The 17,641-nt window shown below is 52.3% G+C and carries 11 protein-coding genes; 6 read left to right on the forward strand and 5 right to left on the reverse strand.

Translation table 11 applies throughout. From position 1 onward, the window contains the following. The first annotated feature begins 60 nt into the window (after positions 1-60). Positions 61-1,941 (forward strand): malto-oligosyltrehalose trehalohydrolase, encoded by a 1,881-nt coding sequence (gene treZ / locus Q31b_RS02215; RefSeq protein ID WP_146598023.1) that lies wholly within the window; start codon positions 61-63, stop codon positions 1,939-1,941. A 261-nt stretch (positions 1,942-2,202) separates the two neighbouring features. Then, the gene (locus Q31b_RS02220; RefSeq protein WP_146598024.1) at positions 2,203-3,450 is read left to right on the forward strand and encodes an amino acid aminotransferase; all 1,248 of its coding nucleotides are present in this window, start codon (positions 2,203-2,205) and stop codon (positions 3,448-3,450) included. Between the two features lie 5 nt (positions 3,451-3,455). On the opposite strand, the gene queA is transcribed toward Q31b_RS02220, so the two are convergent. Further along, positions 3,456-4,550 (reverse strand): tRNA preQ1(34) S-adenosylmethionine ribosyltransferase-isomerase QueA, encoded by a 1,095-nt coding sequence (gene queA / locus Q31b_RS02225; RefSeq protein WP_146598025.1) that lies wholly within the window; start codon positions 4,548-4,550, stop codon positions 3,456-3,458. A gap of 732 nt (positions 4,551-5,282) precedes the next feature. Here queA and Q31b_RS02235 point away from each other — a divergent pair. Together Q31b_RS02235 and Q31b_RS02240 are read left to right on the forward strand one after the other, a co-directional pair. Continuing rightward, on the forward strand, positions 5,283-5,669 hold the full coding sequence (locus tag Q31b_RS02235; protein ID WP_231617239.1) for a DUF971 domain-containing protein: 387 nt from the start codon (positions 5,283-5,285) through the stop codon (positions 5,667-5,669). A 4-nt stretch (positions 5,670-5,673) separates the two neighbouring features. Next, the gene (locus Q31b_RS02240) at positions 5,674-6,414 is read left to right on the forward strand and encodes a uracil-DNA glycosylase family protein (protein WP_146598026.1); all 741 of its coding nucleotides are present in this window, start codon (positions 5,674-5,676) and stop codon (positions 6,412-6,414) included. Positions 6,415-6,483: 69 nt separating this feature from the next. Here the strand turns inward: Q31b_RS02240 and Q31b_RS02245 are convergent, their stop codons facing one another. Continuing rightward, positions 6,484-8,358 carry a hypothetical protein gene (locus Q31b_RS02245; protein WP_146598027.1) on the reverse strand — a complete coding sequence of 625 codons (1,875 nt, stop codon included), beginning with the start codon at positions 8,356-8,358 and terminating at the stop codon, positions 6,484-6,486. 215 nt (positions 8,359-8,573) lie between these two features. On the opposite strand from Q31b_RS02245, the gene Q31b_RS02250 reads away from it, so the two are divergent. Continuing rightward, a complete protein-coding gene (locus Q31b_RS02250; protein ID WP_146598028.1) occupies positions 8,574-10,319 on the forward strand; it encodes a BBP7 family outer membrane beta-barrel protein in 1,746 nt (581 codons plus the stop codon). Positions 10,320-10,403: 84 nt separating this feature from the next. On the opposite strand, the gene Q31b_RS02255 is transcribed toward Q31b_RS02250, so the two are convergent. The 3 genes from Q31b_RS02255 to Q31b_RS29465 all read right to left on the reverse strand — a co-directional run bounded on the left by Q31b_RS02255 (position 10,404) and on the right by Q31b_RS29465 (position 14,827). Then, a complete protein-coding gene (locus Q31b_RS02255) occupies positions 10,404-11,948 on the reverse strand; it encodes a sulfatase family protein (protein ID WP_146598029.1) in 1,545 nt (514 codons plus the stop codon). A 143-nt stretch (positions 11,949-12,091) separates the two neighbouring features. Then, on the reverse strand, positions 12,092-13,312 hold the full coding sequence (locus Q31b_RS02260) for an AraC family transcriptional regulator (protein WP_231617240.1): 1,221 nt from the start codon (positions 13,310-13,312) through the stop codon (positions 12,092-12,094). A 759-nt stretch (positions 13,313-14,071) separates the two neighbouring features. Continuing rightward, positions 14,072-14,827 (reverse strand): AraC family transcriptional regulator, encoded by a 756-nt coding sequence (locus Q31b_RS29465; RefSeq protein WP_146598031.1) that lies wholly within the window; start codon positions 14,825-14,827, stop codon positions 14,072-14,074. 250 nt (positions 14,828-15,077) lie between these two features. Between Q31b_RS29465 and Q31b_RS02270 the strand changes: the two genes are divergently transcribed. Continuing rightward, entirely contained in the window at positions 15,078-17,573 is a 2,496-nt protein-coding gene (locus tag Q31b_RS02270) for a glycoside hydrolase family 2 TIM barrel-domain containing protein (RefSeq protein ID WP_146598032.1), read from the forward strand. The last annotated feature ends 68 nt before the right edge of the window (positions 17,574-17,641 follow it).

The following is a 17,641-nucleotide window of genomic DNA, read 5'->3' on the forward strand; positions in this document are numbered from 1 at the left end:
GCGGGCTGTTTTTCGGTGAAAGAGATCATTCTAACCACATTTAGCCAGAATCTTATACCCATGAAGTCACGATCGATTCCCCAAATGGACCTGCATCGCCACTTGGGGGCGCACACGTTAGCCGGAGACCGCACCGGATTCTTGGTTTGGGCGCCTCAAGCAAATAAGGTCGAAGTCGTGTTGGTCGATCAAGACCGTCGGATCTTGCTCGATCGCAACGGAGAGGGCTATTTTTTAGCGGTTGTTGAACGATGTGGGGCCGGCGAACGGTACATGTTTTCGGTCAATGGGGGAGAACCTCGTTGCGATCCGGCATCCCGATATCAACCGCTTGGGGTGCATGGACCGAGCGAGATTATTAACGAATCCTTCCAGTGGAGCGATCAGGATTGGCAGCCACCCAAGGCGGAATCGCTCGTCATCTATGAGCTGCATGTCGGAGCATTTACCGAAAAGGGGTCTTTTTTGTCAGCCATCGACCGACTTGATGAGCTCGTCGAACTGGGAATCACCGCCATCGAAATGATGCCGCTTGCCGAATCGGCAGGCCGCTGGAATTGGGGGTATGACGGCGTCGGTTTTTTTGCTCCTAATCATAACTATGGCTCACCCTATGATTTGAAGATGCTCGTTGACGCGGCTCATCAGAAGGGGTTAGCGGTGATCGTCGATGTCGTTTACAACCACTTTGGGCCTGAGGGAAACTATCTGGGTGAGTTCGCACCCTACTTCTCAACAAAACATGCGACTCCCTGGGGAGACGCCCCGAATTTTGATGATGCTCAATTCGGTGTCGACGTCCGTCGCTTCTTCATCAGCAACGCAATCTATTGGCTCGATGAGTATCACATTGATGGACTTCGTGTCGATGCCGTTCATTGCACCCGAGATGATTCTCCGGTTCACATCATCGCCGAAATGAACGAGCAGATCCACGGCTGGAGCAAAGCATCGAAGCGAAAAACCATTTTAATCGCGGAATCGAACGTCTATGATCCGGAAATGACACAGCTGCTCAATGACGGTGGAATTGGTTTTGATGCGATGTGGTGTGACGATTTTCTGCATAGCGTTTTTGCAACCGTGCGTCCGGGCGAGCAGCTCTCCAATCGGACCTACTACCCCAATACCGATTTGTCCCAAACCCTATCGCAGGGCTACGTTTATGAAGGCAGCTTGAGCCAGTTGCATTTTCGTAGCGATCCGACAAGATTCGGTCCGGGAAGTCGTCAACGGGTTCAAAGCAATGAGTTGGTCTATTCCATCCAAAACCATGATTTCATTGGTAATCATCCGCTGGCAAAACGGCTCCATCAGCTTACATCGCATGAGACTCAGCGAGCGGCGGCAGCGTTATTGTTGCTGAGTCCGGCGATTCCGATGCTATTCATGGGCGAAGAATTCGCATCCGAAAACCCTTTTTTGTTCTTTGTTGATTTTGGCGACGAGGCGATGCGAAAACAGGTCGTCGAGGGCCGGCATCGCGAATACCCACAACATGATTGGTCAGCAGGCACGTTGCCAATTGAACCGATGGCCTTCGAATCCTCTAAGATCGGGCCACGTGACCAAGGCGACATGCAAACTTGGGATTGGTACCGTTCTCTTATTCAACTTCGCAAAGCGTGGTGTGAATCGGGGTTGCTTTGTGATGCTAATTTGGAAACAGAGTACCGTCCCGAGAACAACGTTTTTGCACTTCGCTATTGTCGGGACGATACAGTCGCTAGCGTTGTGACCCGATTTTCGCCGAGCGTGTTAGATTCCACGGCCGCGTTCGGCTCACCCGTTCCGATCTCACCAATAGGTGAAATGATCTATGATTCCCGCCCCGGAGCCTCAGCCCCGGACGGGCTGCTGCTCAATCACGCCAAAGTCTATATCCAAAATGGTTCTTCGCGGAACTCGGTGGTCGGGGAATTCGGTGGTCAGGGAATTTAGTGGGGATTTAGTAGCTCGTGCGGTACACGCAGCGTGTTTTTTTTGGGGGGATGGCTCCGATCTGCCGAAATTTGATTTGCCGTAATCCAACCGCTAGGATTGGATCGCCAAGTGAAGCGGAGGGTAGGCTCGGCTGAGGGGCACCCATTCCGAAGAGACTGTGACAAAGGCCTAGGCGTCCTATTCGATTTGGATTACGATTTGGCGTTCCTTTCTCCACCATATTCTCCCATTTGGCAACCCTATTTGCGTGGTTTTCCCATGACATCCTCTTCCACTACTTCGCTATCTACATCAGCGGCTCAATCAGCGGCTCAGCGGCTCGGCACGGTCGCAATGGCTCCGCCCGACGCCATACTCGGGTTAACCGAGGCATTTGTTGCGGACGCGAAGCCGAACAAGATGAACTTAAGTGTCGGAGTTTACAAAGACGCGTCTGGAAAAACGCCTATCTTGGAATGCGTCAAGCAGGCCGAACGAAAATTGCTGGAGGATGAGACGACAAAAGGATACCTTGGCATTGACGGTTTGCCGAGCTACCGCGAACACGTCCACTCCTTGGTATTCGGCGATCGGGTTGCGTCGGATCGAATCGCCGTCCTGCAAACGCCTGGCGGCACGGGAGCCCTTCGGGTCGCATCGGAGTTTTTGGTCACCCAGTTGGCCCCGATTCGCATTTGGATGTCGTCCCCGACTTGGGCCAACCATCCTGCGATCTTTCGAGCGGCTGGATTGCCGAGTGAGACGTATCGCTACTTGGCTGCCGATCGTACGTCCCTTGATGTCGATGCGATGCTGCAAGACTTGAACGAAAAAACGTCACCGGGTGAAGCCGTTTTGCTACACGCTTGCTGTCACAACCCGACCGGGATCGATCCGACACCCGAGCAGTGGAAGGCGATCGCGGAAACGGTCGCCAAGCGGCGTTTGCTGCCGATCGTCGATTTTGCTTACCAAGGGTTCGGCGATGGGCTTGAACAGGATGCGGTCGGTTTGCATACCGTTCTCGATGCGGTCGACGAAGCGATCGTCTGTACCTCCTTCTCAAAGAACTTTGGTCTCTACAGTGAACGTGTCGGAGCGATTTGTTTGGTCGCAGCCGATTCCGATGCGATGAAGGCGTCGCAGAGCCAACTGAAAACGATCGTGCGAACGAACTATAGCAACCCGCCGCGGCACGGCGGTGCGATCGTCGCATGCGTTCTCGATGATCCGTCCTTAACGGAAATGTGGAAAAGCGAAGTCGAAGAGATGCGTCAAAGGATCACCCGATTGCGGACTCAGTTCGTCGAGACGATGAAGTCGACAGGCAAAGGCCACGACTTTTCGTTCCTGTTGCCGCAGCGAGGCATGTTCTCTTTTAGCGGTTTGACTCCGATGCAAGTGGATGAACTCAAGCATAAGTTCGGCATCTATATCGTCGGCAGTGGCCGGATCAATGTCGCGGGGATGAATGAGAATAAGATGCCAGAGTTATGCGAGGCCGTGGCATCGGTCTTAGAGTCGTAAACGCCCTAAATGATTAACATCGCATCGCCGTAACTAAAGAATCGATACTCTTCGGCAATCGCTTCTTTGTAGGCTCGCATGATCAATTCGTGACCAGCCAGCGCACTGACCAATACCAGCAAGCTACTTCGCGGTAGGTGGAAATTGGTCATCAGTGCATCGACAGCTTTGAATTCAAACGGAGGTTTGATGAACAAATCAGTCGAGCCGGTCCATGCGGCCAACCTTCCATGGTTCGCCGCCGCAGCGCTTTCCAAGACTCGAACGCTTGTCGTGCCGACAGCGACACAGCGACCCTTTTGACGACGATCATTGATTTTGTCTGCGGCGATCGTATCGAGGCTACCCCATTCGCTATGCATCACATGTTCGTCGAGTTGTTCGACAGCAATGGGCCGGAATGTCCCGATTCCGACATGCAAGGTCACGTCAGCGACGTCGGTGCCAGAACGACGAATTTGATCGAGTAACTTTTCCGTGAAATGCAAGCCGGCGGTCGGCGCCGCGACGCTGCCGCGATGTTCGGCATAGACGGTTTGATAATCATCCACATCCGAGTCGACCATTTGGCCGTCACGAATGTAAGGAGGCAGTGGAATCCGACCGTAACGCTCGAGCCACGCAGACGGTTCGCTCGGCGGTTCGGAGGTGTCACCTTTGGGCATCGTTGGTGTCACAATCAAATGCCCCTCGTCGGTTCGCGCGACCACGACCAATTGCATTCCATCGCGGCCATCACGATCTTGGATCGTGATCGTCTCGCCCGACTTGAGCGTGCCGCGCGTCTTGGTGAGCACTTCCCATGCACCGGTCGACGCATCGGCTTGCAAAAATAGTCCTTGCCAACGGCCGCCGGTTTCCGTTCGAAAGCCGACCAATTTCGCAGGAACCACGCGAGTGTTATTGACGACCAGGCAATCATCGGCATTCAGCCATTGTGGTAGATCACGGACGTAGGCATGGTCAATCGAACCATCTTGTCGGTTAACGATCATTAACCGCGAATCGCTGCGAACCGCCATCGGTTCTTGAGCAATTCGTTCGCGAGGCAGTTCGTAGTCGTAAGCATCAATGCTTGAGTTATTCAGGGGAGTAGTCATGCGGCCATTTTAGCAGCGACGGCAACCACTGCGTAGGCAGGGTCAAATGGCGTGGACTTAAGGAATTTTGGAACGCGATACATCCTTCCGTCGAGCTTGTCTCGGCGGAGGAAACAAGTGGCGGCTACAAACAAACCGCATGCCCGAAAGAACTTCGCTCCACCCCCACGAATCGCCCCGGGCGATTCGTGGGGGTGGAGCGAGCGTGGGATTTTGCGTTCAAGTAGCTGCCACTTGTTGCTCCGCCCGGACAAGCCGGACGGAAGCAGGAAAAACACCCTCTGTGAATCTCACTCCGTTTTTCTTAAGTCCACGCCATTCTAAGCAGGGTCCGGGGTGCTCAATGCTTGCTGTTTATGTGAAAAATGATTTAAACAGTTTTTGGGCACTTGCCGCCCGTCGCAACCAAGATTAGCAAGGAAACCCTACTCCTACTCCTACTCCTACTCGTACTCGTACTCGTACTTCGACGCCCAAGACTCTTCGAGTACGAGTAAGAGTACCGCCGAAGGCTGAGAACGAGAACGAGCACGAGAACGAGCATGAGAACGAGAACGAGAACGAGTACGAGTACGAGTACGAGTACGAGTACGAGAACGAGAATGAGAATGCAGTCCTTTTGGATGTTTGGCAGCAATCGCCGCTTTGGCGTCTTGGCCCAGCCTACGGCATCTACATCAATCATTGTATTTATGTTAGTTTCCTGTTGATTCAATTCATTTTGCGCAGATCATGATGGAGATTTTTTTGGCTGCTAATGACTCGGAAACGCCCTTCGACGATTTTCAACTCTCGCCTGTCTCGATCACTCGCGATGGAGATGTGGCAATTCAAATTCATTGGAGCGATGGTTCGATCAATCGCTGGACCGCCGCTGAACTCCGAAAAGCATGTCCCTGTGCCACCTGTCGCGAAAAACGCAATGCGATCGAGCAGGACAAGCGGTCTTCAAAGCCAGTGTCTTTGCCCGTCTTAAGTGCCCAAGAAGCTCGTCCCTTGCGAATCGAATCGATGTCGCCCGTTGGTTCCTACGCCTATAACATTGCGTTTAGTGATGGGCATTCCTCCGGGCTCTATCCGATGCGTTTGCTGGCAGGCAAAACAATTGAAATGGAATAGTCGGATGGTAAAGAGAAGAACCAAAATCACGGCGAATGTGATCGCTGCTGCGGAGCGATTGCGGGATCGAGTCGAAAAGCTGAAGTTTGAATCGCCAGTGGCCTACGTCTACAATCCGCTTCAATATGCATGGCAGTCACACCGCGACTACCTGCTCAAAGCCAATCCCAAAAAAGGAACCGTCTTCTTCCTAGGTATGAACCCAGGGCCATGGGGGATGGCGCAAACCGGAGTCCCATTTGGCGAGATCGCAGCGGTCAGGGATTGGCTGCAAATTGAAACCGTGGTTAACCGTCCCGAGAACGAACACCCGAAACGCCCGGTCGAGGGTTTTGAGTGTGAAAAAAGTGAAGTAAGTGGCCGAAGGTTATGGGGTCTTTTTCAAGAAAAATTCGCGTCGCCAGACGATTTTTTTCAGCATCATTTTATCGGAAACTACTGCCCTTTGGTTTTTATGGAAGCGTCGGCGCGGAATCGAACGCCTGATAAATTGGCTGCTAGCGAGCGGGAATCACTTCATGCGGTATGCGACGAACACCTGATGGAGCTGCTCTCTATTCTGCAACCAAAGCACGTTGTCGGCGTTGGTGCTTATGCGGAAAAGTGTTTGCAGCGCGCCTTGGATGCCGGAGCCTGTGAGGCAAAGTTGTCCAGGATTTTGCACCCCAGCCCCGCGTCACCAGCGGCCAACCGCGATTGGGCGGGGACCGCAACGCGGCAACTTCAGGAAGCAGGTATTTGGTGAGTTGGAGTCCAGGCTTTCGCCGCTCGGCGCGCTTCCCCGAGTCGCCTAAAGGCTATACTCCAAACACGGTCATGGTGTCATCGTTAGTATCTTTTGGTCTGTATCAGGCCAACGGCATGCAATCTCGAAGCGTATGTTGCCATTGATGCCAAGGGTGGTTGCCATCGCTTGCAACTGAGAAACTCGAGTCGTCATTTGGGTGACCCATTCGATTTGTGATCTCATGCTCGCTCGATTGTCTTGCAGATTTCTTCGTCCGGCGGTGTCGGCTTGACCGTAAATCGCTTCGAGGCGGATCCGTTGTTGTTCGAGTCGCTCCGATTGCTGTAACAGTTGGTCCGACAGTTGAGCTAACCCAGCATCCGTAAACGTCTGCCACGGCAATGCAGGATCAAGTCGCGCAGCAAAACGTATCTTCGCTGCAAACTTCCTCGAACAACGCACATTCAAGAGCACGGCGATTTGAACAAACTCGAATTCTTTATGCGATAGAACGGCTAAGCATCTTGAACCTCGCGGACGATCCACTTCAACGGGCTCAATCCAACCAACTTCGATTTCATCGGGTAGCGTGAAATCGACCGAAAGCTTCGATCTCTGAGCTGGGATCATTCCACCCAAATCCCAACTCGGTTGGTGGTCGGACTGAACGAACGACATCGCCCACGGGTCCGCTTCGATACAGGGACGCAGGTACAAAATATGCCCTTCGGCGTCTTGCAGTCGTCCCTGCTGAAGGGAATTTGCAATGATTCGCTGCTTCCCGTCATTGTCCCAAGCAAACAGCAAATGGCCAGAAGCACCGCGACGAAGCATGGCAATCGTTTGATGATCTTTGCCGTCGCAAATCAAGTAAGATCGATCCGACGGGCGTTCCTCAAGATACAGGTCAATCGAGTTGGGGAATTCAAGTGACAGATTGTTGGTTGATAAGCCCTCAATGCTTTTCGACTCTGCCACGGCGTTTGTATCGGGCAACGCGATCGCATGGACTTTGGCAATACGAACCGGTTGAGGTTTTTCTTCCGCTGAATTTTCTGGCTGCTCTTCAAACGCATCACGTTTTTCTATCTCGACATCGGTTGGGGAAATTACATTGTCGTCATCTGCTGAATCGATATCATCGGTTTGGGGGACCAAGGGATGGATACGGGGCATGACAAGTTTGGGGATCATTTCATGTACGGGCATTCGTTGGATAGGACTGTCGTCGGAAGTTCCTACATGCTCGTCGCTATCACTTCGACTCGCATCAAAGGTTTCAAGAGCCATTGCTTCGGAATGAGTCGAAGCATCGACCATACGCTTTGATTCGCGATTTCTGTCTGGGACAATGGGGGACAACTCGGCCGAGCGGCTTGCATCGACGATTGTGACCGAGTCAGCTGGACGACTCACCGCCCAACCAACCATCGCGGCGATGAAGGCAAGGATGGCTGCGACGATGCCAACCAATTTCGTCGTGGAACTCGCTCGATTTGAGTCCGACTGGTTCACCGACTTGGCGGGGGCGCATGTCTTGAGTTCGCTCCTCTCGTGTTCATCAAATTCCACTTCGAGAAGTCTGCTTCGAAAGGCTTCAACGCGACGCTGGTTCTCGTTGCTGATCGGCTGTCGTGTATTTTCCCGCAGTGTATTTTCCCGCAGTGTATTTTCCCGCAGTGTATTTTTCTGAGAACCAACCGAATAGGTTCGATCTCCGCAGCGAAGTTCGCCGCTTGGAAGGATCGTCCATTTTGATAGATCGATTTCGGGAAGCACCGATGAGCTTGAGACATCGGATGAGCTACCGTCTAAGTTACTGACAACGCCCGCGGCGCGAAGTTGTTCACACCATTGATCGACGATCGCTTCGGGGGGGCGCCCCAGCCGTTCGATAAGATCAGCGATCGATTCAAAATCATGCGCCGGATCGAAATGGTTAGGCAAGTTCGTGTGGCTCATCCTATTCATCGTCCATGTTTTGCGGTTGCCAAGATGACTTGGTTGAGTGATCAATTTTCATTTGCTTGCAATGAATCAGGACTTGGGTTGAGTCGAAAGTCAATACAGAAATGAGGATTCAGTCAATTTTCCTGGGTAGAACATTCAGAATAACCCAAACTTTGCTGCCGGTCATGCCGATAAAAACGCATGAAGGAGTTATTCCAAACGATCGGATGACTCTGCCTACTTTTGAACCACCTGCCGTTTGTGAGGCGGCGAATGCCGCGGAGACGTTTGCAATGCACCGAATGATCCCAGTAAAATCAATTTGCCTAAGCTTGTTGGCCCTCGGGGTCTTCGCAATCCACGTTGGCATGCCAACCTCGGAGGCTCAGCCACCTCGCGTTGCCCAGGCAGACATTGACTATGCCGCCAGCGGCTATGTGACGCCGGCCGGAATGGTCCCGCCCGAAATGAATCCTGGCATGTATCCTGGTATGGTGATGCCGGTCAACTATGACCAAGGCGGCTATGTCGCTGCACCGGGTAATGCGATGCCGATGGAGGCACCGATGCAGTATGGCCAAATGCCCTACCAAGGCATGGGTTACGGTGGCTACGATCAATGCGGTTCGTGTGATGCCTGCGATGGCGGATGCGACGGCATGGGATGTGGCGGCCAATGCGGCTGTTTGAGCTGCCGTGTGCTTGGCGAAGGTGGCTTGATCGGTCGACTCGGTAGCCGTGGCAATGGTTGTGGCGGGTGTGGAGCGCAAGGGTGCCCAAGTTGCGGCGGCCTGACCAATCTCCGACACTACTGTATGTTTTGTCAAGGCGAAGGATGTAGCGCGTGCCAAATGTTCGGACGCGGTTATGTACTCGGTGCCTTATCGTCCCTGCTTCCTTATCAAGACGCAGGCCGTGGTGCACAACGCTGGTATGACCTCTCCGCCGAAGCGCTGTTCCTTAGCCCCGACTTTGACGGCATGAGTTCGTCCGTCTTGACGACTCGCGGGATCAATGGCACTCCGGTTCTACGGACTTCGGATGCCTTTGATGATGATTTAGAAGCGGGGATGCGTTTGTCGGCAGCTTTGATCTTTGGTGCGGGTGGAAACATTGAGGGCACCTACATGGGAGGTCAAGAATGGAATGGTTCCGCTACTGCATTGTCGCCGGCCCAAACAGCTCCTAATCCAAACTACGATCCATTAGCACTAAGCGGTCCTGATAGTTTTCCGTTACAAATCCTTGACGGTGCCGATCTTTACTCATTCATTAGCGAGTTTGGTACGGACCCCAATGGTGGTTTCGACGACACCGACCGATCGATTTCGCAAAGCATCGACATGCAGACGAAATTCGATAGTGGCGAATTGAATTATCGTCGCCGAACGGTTGGACCGTACAATCGCTTTCAGGGGTCATGGTTATTCGGAATGCGTTACTTGCGAGTCGACAACCGCTTGGGACTCAATATTGTCGGCTTGAACAATGACGGAACCGATGCATCGTTGACCGACGGAACGCAGCGATTCTTCAATGCAACCGATGATGTTAATAACAACTTGTTCGGAGCCCAGATAGGTGGCGATCTCTGGTGGAACATGATCGCAGGCGTCAACCTTGGGGTGGAGCTGAAGGGAGCATGGTTGAAGAACGAAGCACGTCGAAATTCAACGATCAGCGCCAACTCGATCGCAGGCGGTGGCCCAGGAACGGTTACCAGTTCGTATCGAAACGACGAGGGGACGTTTGCTTTGGAGTTGTCTGCCCAAGCCGTCTACCGGCTAACCCATTCGTGGTCTTTCCGCTCGGCGTACTATCTGATCTCGATTGACGAGATCGCCAACGCGAGCTTTGATGCTTCAACGATCCGCGATTCGGTAGCAAGCGGCACGAACGCCAGTCAAGCACCACTGAACTTTGATACCTTCACGGTCGACGGTTTCTCGTTCGGTGCCGAATATATTTGGTAGAGAAAGGTGTGGTAGTGGATCGTGTGAAAGATCCCGTGCGGTACAGGATCTTTGATAAGATCCACGACCAAGACCAAGACTCGCTCACTGAGCTTGTTGGTTGATAGGTTCGTCGACAATCAATGCGGATGGGAAGTCAGTCGGTTCAGGTCCCTTGTCATCCCAGCGTTTGTTATTGCTACCGCCTCTGGGTCGATTCATGGGAATTTGCATCCCACCTTTTTCGCTCAGCATGGCATAGAGGCGGTCTTGCATTTCCTTTACCACCGATTTGTATGCCGGGTCATACAGCAAATTGTTCGATTCTCCAGGGTCCTTGGTTAGGTCGTATAGTTCATCGGTGTCCCACAATCCGTAGTAGGTGATGTATTTGAACCGGTCGCCACGAAGGGCAAATTGGGTTGGGGTTTGCGGGAAATTCTTTTCCCAATAGTAGACGTATAGGAAATAGTCTCGCCAATTCATATTGCGATGATTGGGCAGGTCGAGAAAGCTTTGCCCGTCCATGTACTCCGGTGCGTTTAGACCGGCGGCGTGTAAAATGGTTGGGCCGACATCGATATTGCCGACGACATTTTCAATCGGATTGCCGCCATCAAATAACGCGGGACATTGCATTAGCATCGGCACGCGTATCGATGCTTCGTAGGCAACACGCTTATCAATCAAGCCATGTTCGCCCCACATAAACCCGTTGTCTCCCATGTAAATGACAAGCGTTTGGTCGTGTATTCCCATCGCTTTTAGTTGCGCCAACACACGTCCGACACTGTCGTCTACCGCCAAAATCGACTCGCAGTACCGACGGTAAAGATAATCCAGTCCCCGATCACTGTGGTAGGCGAAATCGACTCCATGCCAGCTATTGCGTTGATCGCGCACCCAGCGTGGCGTGTTATTGCTAGCCGACAAGTCAGATCCATTGGGCAGGAAACTCAAGTCCGCATCCGCATAGCGTCCTTGGTGCCGTCGAGCCGGCGTGAAGTTTGCATGAACGGCTTTATGCGAAAGGTATAAGAAGAAGGGCTTGTCTTTGGGACGCGATTCGAGCCACTCGACCGCATAGTCGGTCAATTCGTCGGTGATGTATCCCTTTTGTGGGACCCGTTCACCGTCGACATTGAGCGTGTATTCGGAGGTGGGGGCGAGATAATGACCCTGCCCACGGAAACTGACCCAACGGTCAAAACCGGGCCGAGGTTCATCGTGTTCTCCGCCCATGTGCCATTTGCCAATGAATGCGGTTTGGTAGCCCGCTCGTTGCAAGTATTGTGGGAAGAACAAGGTTCCCTTGGGAACGAGGCGGTTGTTATCGATCACGCCGTGTTTGTGCGTATAAAGTCCCGTCAAAATGGAGGCGCGACTCGGCGAACAGAGACTGGTCGTCACAAACGCATTCTTAAGATGGACACCGTTGGCTGCGATCGAATCGAGATTTGGAGTTTCTAGAAAGGGGTGTCCAGCGCAACCCATCGCATCGAATCGATGGTCGTCGGTCAGTATGAAAACCACGTTGCGAGGTTTTGAGCCATCGCGAGCCGGCGTTGGCGGCAGATCGGCGGCTAAACTGTAGGGGGAAATTTGCAGCGCGATGGCGAAGATAAGAGACTTGTATCGAAGTTGGAGCATTGGGTTTCCTCGGAAATGATTTTGGTAGGTTCCGCTTTGGTTTCGTGCGATTTGACAAGAGATCGTTGCCTCTTGGTCTTCGCAAAATTGTAGTCTAAACGTTCCTTTGCGGAGCGAAAGACGATGATCACGCACTCAACACATCACATGATTAATCCACTGCCTTCGCCGGTTGAGCGAATGGCTAAACGATATTCGCCTGGCGTTTGTCCCGTTTCGCGTTTGAATACCGCGCTAAGGCTCTCTTTGTGCCGGTATCCCGCTTTGGGTGCAATCTTTTCCAAGGTCATGTCGGTTTCCTGAAGCAATCGTTTGACTCGGTCGATTTGAGTTTCCGTGATTTGCTCGTGCGGGGTCCGTCCCAATTTCTCGCGGAACCGTCGTTCCAATTGGCGGCGTGAAAGTGAAGTTATCTGCATGATGCTGCTGACATTGATGCCATCACAGGCATGTTGTCGAATGAATTGGCAAACCTCGGCCAATTCAATATCATCGATCGCAACCACCTGGGTTGACTCCCGCTCCCTAACATGCAGCGGTGAAACATACTCAACATCCAATTGTGGTCGAATCCCTGTGAGCATGAGGTGCAAAATTTCCGCCGCTCGACAGCCAACGCGTTCGGCGTTGGGGCAAACGCTTGATAACGGGGGGTCACACATCATGCAAATCGTTTCGTCATCGTCAACACCGATGACGCCCAAATTGTCAGGGACCGCTATTCCCACGGTACGACAGACATTGAGAACTTGTTGACCACGAATGTCGTTGCAAACGAGCATACCGGTCGGCCGCCTTAGCGTCAAAAGCCATTGCGACAATCGTTCGGTATCCCGAAGCCCCGATTTTTCTAACTCGGTAATGGAACGCCCCGGTCTGCCTCCTGATTGATAGCTCGTGAAGGAACAACCCGATTGTTTGACCAATTCACCAAAGTACTGCAGTCGAGATTCAGAGTATGACGCAAATTGGAAACCGCAAAAGGCAAAGCTGCGAAACCCGCGGTCCCATAAATGATCGAACGCCATTTGAGCAACGATTCGGTTATCCGTCTCCACTTGTGGAACGTTACTGAATTTGCGGTCACAGCGGACGTCGACGATCGGTATACGCAGTTTTCGCAAAGGCTCGATCGTGTCGTAATCCACCCTTGCTATAATGCCATCGATATGCGAGCTCAACATCCAATCGGGGATCGCGGAATCGAGCATCATCTCTTGATGCAGCAGCGACCAATTGACTTGGGTGCGAGCAAAGTAGGATATTCCCCGAAGCAATTGCCGCCCGTAAGAACGAGAGGCCTCGACGAGCAAAGCAATTTTGGGACGCCGTTTCGAATTTGGGAAGTTCGTTGCAGTAATCATCGGCATCTCTCGGCTTCTCTATTGGAGGTTCTCATCTTGGTTCAAGTTAGTGATTGCGTCTGCCTATGCTGCGGCTTGACGCGTTTCTCTATCAAAATCCACTTTCCTAAAACGATGCGGCGACACAGGATGAGAGGAGGCTAAACCTCTTCGTCGGTCACTTCCTTGGATGCTTTCGTTCTCCATTTGCCCCATCAACCAAACGGGCTGGCACTTCCGGTCAGAAGGCAGTGGATGGTATGGCTGCACACCGTCTTGTTGGTCGCGTTGCCGGTATCGATAAAGTCGCTTCGAAAGTCTTCATCTATCTTTTTTTTCGCGTATACGGGTTGAAGCACGAGTCGTGGACCGTTCAATCCGGGGGGTCATTCAAACTGGATGTTTGTTCGAGCCGGGATATCGAGCCGGGATATTACGAGTAGATGCCCACCGCCCTGCAGTTCTTAACAGAATAAAAGTGAGAAAAAGTTAGGATCAGGACGATTATCGTGGCAGTCGAACGGAATCCCTTCGTTCAGGTGGTGTGTCCGGTCGCCTGTTAGGGATTTGCGACACCTTGAGCCCTGTGCTTTGCCCCGCTTGTTTTTCGGCTTGGCAACAGAGTGGCTGGAGCATCTTGCACCCTAGTGAACTGCGGCTGGAAGCCACAGCCACGAAAGATTCTTACCCTCATTCTACGTTGTGACAAACCACGAGTGTGCAAGCAGCCTGATTTTCGTGCTCGTGGTGCGACCGAAGACAGTTCCACCTGGGGCGTGCCTACTTGAATTGCCTTCGGAAATCAGAAGGTGTGACACCCGTTGCCATACGAAATGCTCTCGAAAACGCACTCTGGTCATAGAAACCGCTCGCTAAAGCAACCTCGGAGAGTGGATCGTCCGTACCAAGTAGCAATTGTGACGCGACGGCGATTCGCGTCTTGCTGATGAACTGACTCGGCGTTAACCCAAACAAGCGTTTGGTGAGTCGGGCCAAGCGTTGGAGTGACATCTCCGACCGCTCGGCCAGCGTGGAAGGTGTGTTGAGTTCTATTAGATTTCGTTCGAAATCATCCAACACCAGTGCAAACGTTTCCGGTATCTCATGTTTTTCAACGGGGACGCGTACATCACGTGAAAAACCGACGACTCCAACGATTTCTCCCGCTTCATTCAGGATAGGAAGCTTCGTCGTCAAACACCAAACCGGCTTGTGTGGCTGATGCCACTGCATCTCGAGATGATCCACCAGCGGCACTCCCGTCCGCAACACTTTGGTATCTTGACTGGTGGGGCCGAGTCCAAATTTCCCAATACAAATGTCGATGGGACGTTTTCCGATGGCATCCTCGCAGCGATCCAAACCATGGCGATTGGCGAGCGATGTGTTGACCGCCACGTAGCGCCCCTCCATGTCCTTGACGAAAAACGCGACATCTGGCGCATACTCAAAAAGCTGCGTTAGTAGCCCGATATCGATTGCTCGCACCTCGCGAGGCAAGCGGCCGTCGATTATGGGATGGACTGAACGGTTCATGCGGTGCTTTTACGACCCGTTGCAGAAGTAGTTTACAAGAAAGTATCAGTGATCCTTCCAATCATAGCTTGAACCAATTCAGCCTTCAATGGAATGCCCTGTTGTGCGTTAAATGGCTGCGACGTCGATTTGCGGCGAAGCATTTGCCTTTATTAGCCGTTCGCTTGACCTTAGTAGTCGTCCTTGGGACAATCCATTGCCCCAGCGATCTTGAATCACGAAAGATCCGAAAAAAGGAAATCTACCCACCATGAAAGAACCCGCCATGAACATGAATAAGTCACTCGCTTTTGCGTTGTCCATTTTTTCGCTGTTCATTCTATCATTCAATAGCCATGCGAGTGAACGCGACCGTATGCTTTCCTTGCGGAAGATTGGTTTTAATACGGGCTGGGTCTTTCAGCGGGGAGATCAGCCCCACGCGATCGAAGCTGACTTTGATGATTCGAATTGGAAGGTCGTGACCATCCCGCATGATTGGAGTATCGAAGGCCCCATCGATAAGAATAATCCATCCGGTAGGCAAGGTGGATTCTATCCAGGCGGGGTCGGCTACTACCGCAAATCCTTCCCATTCGATCCGGCCTGGAAAGACAAACGGGTGCAGATCACCTTTGATGGCGTGATGTCCAACAGTGAAGTCTGGATCAACGGAAAACCGCTCGGAAAACGCCCCAATGGTTACGTCGGTTTCACCTACGAGTTGACCCCCCACTTAAACGAGGGAAGCAATACGATTGTTGTGCGTGCTGATAATTCAGCGCAACCCAACAGCCGCTGGTACACCGGTTCCGGGATTTATCGCAATGTATGGCTGCATGTAAAAAACAATGTTTCGGTAGCACAGCATGGGACGTATGTCGTTGCCAAGGAGGTGACTGACACCTCCGCTGAATTACAGATTGAGACCACGATTGAAAACAATTTGGCCACGGACACAGACGTTCAGATTATTTCAGCCGTCTACGGTCCTCAGGGTGAAAAGATCGCCGAGCATTCAACGGTGAAACAGATTTCCTCCAAAGGAGCGGTAACCGCAGGGCAGAAAATCGACGTAAAAGATCCCGCTCTTTGGTCGATTGAGTCTCCTCAACAATACGTGTTGGTGACCACGTTGATGGTGGGAGACCAGCAGACGGATACCTGCCGAACGAAGTTTGGGATTCGGGATATTCGTTTTGAAATTGAAACCGGGTTTTGGTTGAATGGTAAAAACATCAAGGTCAAAGGTGTCAACAATCACCACGACGCTGGACCCGTCGGTGCGGCGGTTCCCGAAGACGTGCTGTATCGCCGATTGGCGATTTTAAAAGAGATGGGCTGCAATGCGATTCGTACCGCACACAACCCCGCAGCGCCCGAGTTCTACGACTTGTGTGACCGCATGGGCTTTCTCGTCATGGATGAGGTCTTCGATGAATGGATCGCTTCCTGGCCATGGACGAACTATCAAGATCAAGGAAAAGTGAAGTATGGATACCATCTGCATTTCAAAGAATGGGCTCAACAGGATCTGAAAGACATCATCCTCCGGGACCGAAATCACCCCAGCATTTTCTTGTGGAGTGTTGGCAATGAAATCCCCGATCAATGCTACCCCGAAGGTCCGCTGCGGCTCAAACCGCTCATGGACACCGTCCGTGACTTGGATCCCACGCGTCCAATAACATGCGGTTGTTGCTTTATCCATTTGGCCAACAAAACCGGTTTTGCTTCGATGCTTGACGTTACAGGGTACAACGGGGGTGGCGGTTCGATCGTGTATGAAAAGGACAAGGCTACCTATCCAACCCGAAAATTCATCGCCACCGAGATCCCGCATTCCTTCCAAACACGTGGTGTGTACCGAACCAAAACCGTGATGAGGGCTCCGAAGGAGGGCGTGCCGGTTCCCGATTTGACCGAAGAAGAGGTTTTCCCCGAATTCTCTCCGTTCTATGCGTCATCCTATGACAACGCCAGTGTCCGCATCAGCGCAGGCGATTCATGGCGAAAAACCGCTAGTCTACCTTATGTCGCGGGCGAATTTCGTTGGACCGGCTATGACTACCTGGGCGAAGCCATCCGAGGTTGGCCATCGCGTTTCTGGGATTTTGGGATCATTGATCTCTGCGGATTTCCCAAAGACCATTATTACTTCTACCAAAGCCAATGGACCGACAAACCGATGGTTCATATCCTGCCGCATTGGACATGGCCAGGAAAAGAAGGCAAGGTCATTCCGGTGTGGACTTATTCCAACGCAGACGAAGTTGAACTCTTCTTCAACGGCAAATCTCTCGGTGCCAAGTCAAACCGTGACCAAATGAATCTATCGTGGGACGTGCCTTATGCGCCTGGCACCTTGAAAGCCATTGCCAAAACCGACGGAAAAGAGGTGGCTCAGTACACCGTTCAAACCGCGTCGAAGCCCGCGAAGATCCAAGTCATCGCGGACAAGCAAACCATGGCGGCGGACGGAGTAAGCTGCGTTCATTTAGAATGTAATGTGCTCGACCAAGACGGCAACTTTGTCCCCAATGCTGACAATCTGATCCAATTCAATATCTCGGGGCCAGTATCGAATATCGGCGTCGAAAACGGGGACGCCTTGGACTTGGCTTCCAATAAGATCAACGAACGGAAAGCTTTTAACGGAAAGTGCTTGCTGATTTTACAGAGCCAATTACGCGGGGGGCCAGTTACGGTGGAAGCCGTTTCCGAAGGCTTGGTCTCAGGCAAAGTCAGTATCACGGTTCTTGAATAGGCCCATTCCCTTTCTGCGCCTTGGAACGGCCCCAGCGGTTTTCCGAGCAGAATCCAAGAGCGGAATCG

This window comes from Novipirellula aureliae (genome assembly GCF_007860185.1).
Classification (GTDB): domain Bacteria; phylum Planctomycetota; class Planctomycetia; order Pirellulales; family Pirellulaceae; genus Novipirellula_A; species Novipirellula_A aureliae.